At 64.2% G+C, this 6,000-nt stretch carries 6 protein-coding genes and 1 pseudogene; 1 reads left to right on the top strand and 6 read right to left on the bottom strand.

Annotated features, from left to right (window positions below):
- Positions 1 to 330 precede the first annotated feature (330 nt).
- Complete coding sequence (locus tag BG842_RS03845) at positions 331 to 858, bottom strand: hypothetical protein (RefSeq protein WP_069449747.1); 528 nt, start codon at positions 856 to 858, stop codon at positions 331 to 333.
- A gap of 184 nt (positions 859 to 1,042) precedes the next feature.
- Between BG842_RS03845 and BG842_RS03850 the strand changes: the two are divergent.
- Positions 1,043 to 1,603 (top strand): annotated as a pseudogene (locus tag BG842_RS03850) (CoA transferase); the annotation flags it as partial.
- Between the two features lie 273 nt (positions 1,604 to 1,876).
- Here the strand turns inward: BG842_RS03850 and BG842_RS03855 are convergent.
- The 5 genes from BG842_RS03855 to BG842_RS03875 form a co-directional block, all read right to left on the bottom strand.
- On the bottom strand, positions 1,877 to 3,133 hold the full coding sequence (locus BG842_RS03855; protein WP_069449749.1) for a P-loop NTPase: 1,257 nt from the start codon (positions 3,131 to 3,133) through the stop codon (positions 1,877 to 1,879).
- 13 nt (positions 3,134 to 3,146) lie between these two features.
- Positions 3,147 to 3,983 carry a HEAT repeat domain-containing protein gene (locus BG842_RS03860; protein WP_069449750.1) on the bottom strand — a complete coding sequence of 279 codons (837 nt, stop codon included), beginning with the start codon at positions 3,981 to 3,983 and terminating at the stop codon, positions 3,147 to 3,149.
- Complete coding sequence (locus tag BG842_RS03865) at positions 3,980 to 4,873, bottom strand: hypothetical protein (RefSeq protein WP_069449751.1); 894 nt, start codon at positions 4,871 to 4,873, stop codon at positions 3,980 to 3,982. Before BG842_RS03865 ends, BG842_RS03860 begins: the two co-directional genes overlap by 4 nt.
- Positions 4,870 to 5,544 carry a molecular chaperone TorD family protein gene (locus BG842_RS03870; protein ID WP_069449756.1) on the bottom strand — a complete coding sequence of 225 codons (675 nt, stop codon included), beginning with the start codon at positions 5,542 to 5,544 and terminating at the stop codon, positions 4,870 to 4,872. The genes BG842_RS03865 and BG842_RS03870 overlap by 4 nt, the downstream gene beginning before the upstream one ends.
- 67 nt (positions 5,545 to 5,611) lie before the next feature.
- Positions 5,612 to 6,000, bottom strand: a 389-nt coding sequence (locus BG842_RS03875) for an ethylbenzene dehydrogenase-related protein (RefSeq protein WP_254662874.1), incomplete at its 5' end; no start/stop codon positions are given.

The raw sequence follows: 6,000 nt of genomic DNA on the forward strand, positions 1-6,000 counted from the left end.
TGCAGTCGGTGGTGGATGGAAGTGTTCTTTCGGTGCGTTTGGTTTGGGGTGTCGGTCCCATCGGCATTGCCACGTCTCGCCTGCGCATCTCTCGAGGTAATGGACTGAATAGTTCCCTCCTTCGAACCACCGAATATCGACGCGGACATCCTGAACTGACGGTGGATACTGCTCTGAATCCACTTGCAATTCGAGAACGCGCGGTGTGATCGAATCCGGCCGGAACTGCCAGTCACTGACCAGTGGATGCGTGGCTGCCCGTTGTGCAAGCACAGTAAGTGTTGGAATATCAAGTGGCCCGCTTTGGCCTTCGGGTCGTTCTGTCACGGATCAGGCCTGCATTCGGTCATCTAATGTCGACTCAGCTCGCTGGACTGCCCGCTTGAGGACGGCGATGTCGCGACGAATCGTTCGCCACTCTGTGAGGTCATCCAAGCGTTCGTGTAACGTCTCATGATTATCAACCGCATCGTCAGGAGTGATCACTGCATCCGGGTCGGGGACGCCATATTCTGCTTGGTAGGCTTGATCCTCCTCGATGAGGTCATCGATTCGTGCGCGAAGGTCGCTCGACGTGTGTTCACGAGCTAGTTGTTCTACACGCTTCCAGCGGAAGTACGAGGGATTACGTTGATACATCGCTGGTCGCGTGTCGGTTCGTTCGGCAATCCCCATCTCCGACAACTGCTCAAGTGCTTGCCGGGCACCGTTTTCAGAACAGTCGGCCCACTCGGCAAATTGTTGTGCCGACGCTGGATCGTACGTTCCAACGAGGATATCATACACCCGCTGGAACGTCGTCCGATCGGCCTGCCACTGTTCACCTGCGTTAGACGCCGGTGTCCCATCCTCGGTCATGACTATCAATTCGGCGCCATAGCTCATATATCTTGTTGGAAGCACTCATATATGTGCTTAACACGCCCCCTTCCTGCTTGATGAATCCACTCTTAGTGGTGTAGATCCCTGTTTCATCGAGGAATCGCTCACTCCCTGTATCAGGTTCGATCGGGGATCTGACGATAATACTCGCGTCTCCCATGGTAGTATGCAAATCACCGAGAGGGAAGACGGCCCGCCGACGAAGGTCGGCCCGGGCATCGACGACCTGTTCACTGCGACCCTGAACGCCATCGGTATCCTCGCCGTACTCCACCACCGCGACCGAACCGGCGAGGGTCAATACGTCGACACCGCGATGTACGACTCGATGAAATCCCTGTGCGAGCGCACCGTCTACCAGCACTCCTACACGGGCGAGATACCGGACCGTCGCGGGAACTCCCACCCGACGCTGTTTCCCTACAACGCCTTCGAAACGACCGACAGCTACGTCGTCATCGCCGCCTTCGGCGACAACCACTGGACGCCGCTCTGCGAGGCGATGGAGCGTCCCGACCTCGCCGCCGACTACCCCACCACCGGTGACCGACTGCAACACCGCGAGTTGCTCGCGGAACAACACGGCGCGTGGACGGCCGAATACACCGCAGACGACGTGTGCGCCGCGCTCGAAGGCAAGGTTCCCTGTGCCCCAGTACAAGACGTCACCGACGTGATCGAGGACGGCCACGTCGCCGACCGCGACATGCTCGTCGACGTCACGACGCTCGAAGAACGAGAAGCCACCGTCGAACAAAAGCAGACGCTCGTGGAAGCCAAGCAGGCACGAATCACTGCCTTCGAGGAGTTGGTCGTCGGATGTACCGAGCTGGCCACAGAGTCCGACTCCGAGATCGAAGACGGACGAATGGAGATGGACCGCGTGGTCACATTCGAGGCCGACAACGACGCACCCGCCTATTTCGGCGACCGGCAGACGGTGTACGAAGCCGTCACGGCGGAGGAAAAGAACTCGACGTAATCGCCCGCGAGGTCACTGCGTCGGGTATCGCGTCCGGAGTATCCACGTCTTCGGGTTCGGCCGCTTCACGTCGAACTGCTCGAATGCCTCTCTAGGGGTCGAAACATCGGCGAGGTCTGCGAGATAGCCCCGGACGGGCGCTGGGTCGCGGTCGCTGACGAGGACGAACTCCTCGCCGGGTCGGCAGTCGCTGAACGCCGTCTCTACCCGGTCGTAACGTTCGCTCGGCGGCACGTCTCGGAGGTCGACCGCGTCGTCCGGAACCGAGACGCGCCAGATTTCGTCCAGTCGCGACTCGACGCGCTCCGCGAGCGAGCGCGTCTCGTCCGCGACGATGCCGGGTTTCGGCGTCGTCTGGAGGTCGCTGGTGAACGGCAGTCGCGTGAGAATCGGCGTGTCGAGGCCGTCGAGGGGTGAGTGGTCGGGGAACAACGAGTGGTCGTCACCGCAACTCGGACAAGTGAACGTTTCCATGTTCACGACGGTTCCGAGCACTGGTACATCGTTCTCTCGAAAAAGTGCGATACTCCGTTCCGTGTCCGTGACGGCGGCGTGGAACGGGGTAGTCACGAAGACGACGCCGTCGACGGGAACTTCTTGCAGCGTCGTCAAGACGACGTCACCCGTCCCAGGCGGGAGGTCGATGACGAGCGTGTCTCGGTCCTTCCACGCCGTCTCCTCGAACAGTTCGGTGAGCGCGTCGTGAGCCATCGCCCCCCGCCACGCCAGTGGCGCACCGTCTTCCATGAGGCCGATGCTCATGACTTCGAGGCCGTTCGTCGCTATCGGCAGCGGATTGCCGTCGTCGTCCGAGTACACCGGGCCGCTGACGTCGAGGAGGGAGGGAACGTTCGGGCCGTGAATGTCGGCGTCGAAGAGGCCGACATTCCGCGTGTCCGCGAGCGCACACGCCAGGGTGGCGGCGACGGTGGACTTCCCGACGCCTCCCTTCGCGCTCGCGACGGCGATGACGGTATCCACGTCCGCGACGCCGGTCACCCGGCCTTCAGTCGTGGGTGCGGCGTGTTCGACGTGTGCGCTGTCGACCCCGTCGACCGAGGAGACGGCATGCAGAACGGTCGAGATGAGGGCGTCGCTTTCCTGTGGTCGGAAGTCCGAAAGGTCGGCCTCGACGGTCACGTCGCCGTCTTCGACCGCGATGTTCTCGACGATTCCGGCGTCGAAGACGTCGAGGTCGAGGTTCGGGTCTCTGACCTTGCGTAACTCCGCTTCGATTCGGTCCGTGAGATTCGAGTGATTCTGAGACATGTTTCGGTAGTCGTCACAAGTTCGGTCGGCGGTTCAACACGTCTTCGCCGGGAAGTTCGGTCGTCATCTCATCGAGCGGGCCACCGAACTGTCGGCGGAACGTTCCCGGGTCGACGGTGAGTGCTCGTGCGGCAGTGTTCCGCACGATTTCCGGTTCGTCGGCGTCGTTCACGAACGCCTCCAGGGTGGCCGTCGCTCGGTCGTCGTCGATGCCGCCCAGCATGTGTGCGACCCACTCTCGAACGCGTTCGCTCGGGTCGGCAGCGAGTTCGAGGAGGTGTTCGAGCGAATCCTCGCCACGGAGCTTGAACAGCGAAATCGCCGCGTTGCGACGGACGGCGTGGTGGTCGTCGGCGAGTCCCTCCTCGATACGGTCGGCGTGGGCGTCGCTGTCGAGTCGGTCGAGGGCGACGAACGCCTCCGCCCGAACCCACGGGTCGTCGTCGTAGCTGATGGCGATGGCACCCTCCTCGGCTCGTTCCCCGCCGAGTTTCGCGAGGGATTCGACGGCGAACTGCCGGACGTCGGCCTCGTCGTCGAGTCGCCCGGCCCGCAACAGCGTCTCCACGACGAGGTCCGAGCAGGACACCTCCCCGAGTGCGAGGGCTGCGCGCCGCCGTTCCACCGCATCACCGCTCGTGAGCGTTTCTAGCTTCGTCGCTACCGATTCGGCCACCAGGGGCGTGACGTCGCTCGCAGCGAGTTCCCGCTTCGACGCCTCGCCGATGGTGACGTCACGACTCACTTCGATGTCGGACAACCCTTCCGGGTGTTCACCGAAACCGGGGCTCTGTTCGGGGTGGACTTGCGGGTCCGTTGGTCCGTCGGTCGCTTCCTCGGGGTCTCTCACTGTGCGTCACCTCCTACGGATCGGGCGATGAGCGCCACTCCGAGCACGACCGCAATCGCTCGGGGAATCGTCGCCGGAACGCCAGCGACGAGCAACAGTCCCGCTCCCAGCCCGCTGGCGGGACGTTGCGAGCGGAGTCCACTCGACAGGGTGACCGTCCCGGCCGCGACGCCGAGAACCGTGACGGCGAACGGAGTGCCGACGGCCGCGAGGCCGACGAGCGTCGCAGCACCGGTCACGAACGGGGCGTCGAGTCCCGCGTTCAGGAGGAGGCCACCGACCGCACCGCCGATTGCCCAGTCGGGCCAGCGCGGCCGGGTGAAAACCGGCGTGCAGGCGAGACCGACCAACGCGAGCGTCGAACCCGCTGGTCGGAAGCGAGCGGGGAGCACGCCCGTCGCACTTCCGAGCGACACGACGACCGCGGAAAGGACGCTCAGCACGACGACCGTGCGACGAATCGCTCGATACCCCTGTGGGTGGCCGAGGCGGGCGGTGGCGGCGAGGCCGCTACCGCCGACGATGGCGACCAGTGCGGGAATCGCTACTGCCGGGGTGAAAGCCGCGAGCGCACCGAACACCGCGACGAACAGGAAGCCCGCTCGTTCGAGTTCGGTCTCGGACGCCAGCGCAAGCACGAACGCCGCGAACGCCGGACCGAGGAGCGCCATCATCTCGACGGTCGGAGTCATCTCGCCGACGACGGCGGGCAACGACGTGGGCGCATTCCGCCCGATTCGAATCCCGCTTGCGGCTCCGGCGGTGGTGAGCGCGAGCATGCCAGCAGCCACGTCGGCTGACAGCGGCGAGCGGTCGGCGACCGCTCGGATGCGGTCGCCGACTGGTTGCAAGAGCGATTCCACCCCGCCGCGTTCGGTTCGGCCGCTCATCCTCCTCCTCCGTCGAGGCGTGCCGCCAACTCCTCCGTGTCGGCTTCGGTGAACCGTTCGAGGAGCGTCGCGACCGCGCCGTAGAACCCGGTTCCTGGCTCGTCGGCCAGTCGGTCTGCGACACCGTTCGCGGCAACGCGGAGGTGCCTGTCGAGGAAATCGAGACGAGCACGAGCCACGTCGGCGTCGACGGCGGCCTCTCGGCGGCACAGATACCCCATGAACTCGAGTTCGAACCGAATGTGGTCGTGGTTGTCACGGTCCGATTCGTCCACGTCCACGCCGAAATACTCGTACGCCCGTGCGAGATCGAGGTTGACGTCGTTCCACGAAACCTCCGACCGATACGTGGATTCGTACAGCGGGACCGGCGGATCCTGTGAGGATACCGTCCCGTCCGTCGGGTCGAGCACTTCGGAGAAGCCGATGACGAACAGGTCGTTGTACCGCGCCGCGAGCATGTCGTGGTCGTCGTCGGTCGTCAATGATGGCGCGTCGACCGACAACCCACTCGCGTCGAGCAACGACTGGAGTTGCGCGTTGAGCCGACCGTCCGCGAGGGCGGCGTAGAACTCACCGTCCGGGTCGATGAACGAGCGCGCGAGGAGGGCGTAGACGCCACCGCGCGCTGCCGCGCTGGTTTCGATGCTTTCGTCTCGGAGCCAGTCCATGACGACGCCGCCTTCCTGCGGTCGCTCGCCGTCGGCGAGCGTGTGGTCTGTGGTGTCAGTCATACTATCAGGTCCTCCGAACGGCAGAAACGGTGACGAGGACGACGACGACGATGGCGAGTCCAGCGACGGTCCAGAGCAGCGTCTCGAACGGCGCGCCGCCCGACTCTGAGCTGAACGCGAGGTGGTGCCACTCGCTCACGCCCTTTCGACCGGACCGCTCCATGTTCGACCCGTTCCAGACGGCGAACGCGACGTCGACGTTCTGTCGGGTCGAGAACGCGGTTCGGTTCACCGCGCCGGTCCGAAGCTCTCGTTCGGCGACGAGCGTCCACTGCCCGTCTCGGTACGTGGTATTCGTCTCGACGGTGGCGTTGGCGAACGACGTCGTCGTGCTCGGGCCGCCCGCGAACAGTTCCTCGGACTGCCCGTTCGCACCCCAGTACCAGACGTTCA

It is taken from the genome of Haladaptatus sp. W1, from assembly GCF_001723155.1.
Taxonomy (GTDB): Archaea; Halobacteriota; Halobacteria; order Halobacteriales; family Haladaptataceae; genus Haladaptatus; species Haladaptatus paucihalophilus.

Coding starts and splice junctions, on each gene's coding strand:
- BG842_RS03845 (WP_069449747.1), bottom strand. CDS start 858: ATGACCGAGGATGGGACACCGGCGTCTAACGCAGGTGAACAGTGGCAG.
- BG842_RS03855 (WP_069449749.1), bottom strand. CDS start 3,133: ATGTCTCAGAATCACTCGAATCTCACGGACCGAATCGAAGCGGAGTTA.
- BG842_RS03865 (WP_069449751.1), bottom strand. CDS start 4,873: ATGAGCGGCCGAACCGAACGCGGCGGGGTGGAATCGCTCTTGCAACCA.
- BG842_RS03870 (WP_069449756.1), bottom strand. CDS start 5,544: ATGGACTGGCTCCGAGACGAAAGCATCGAAACCAGCGCGGCAGCGCGC.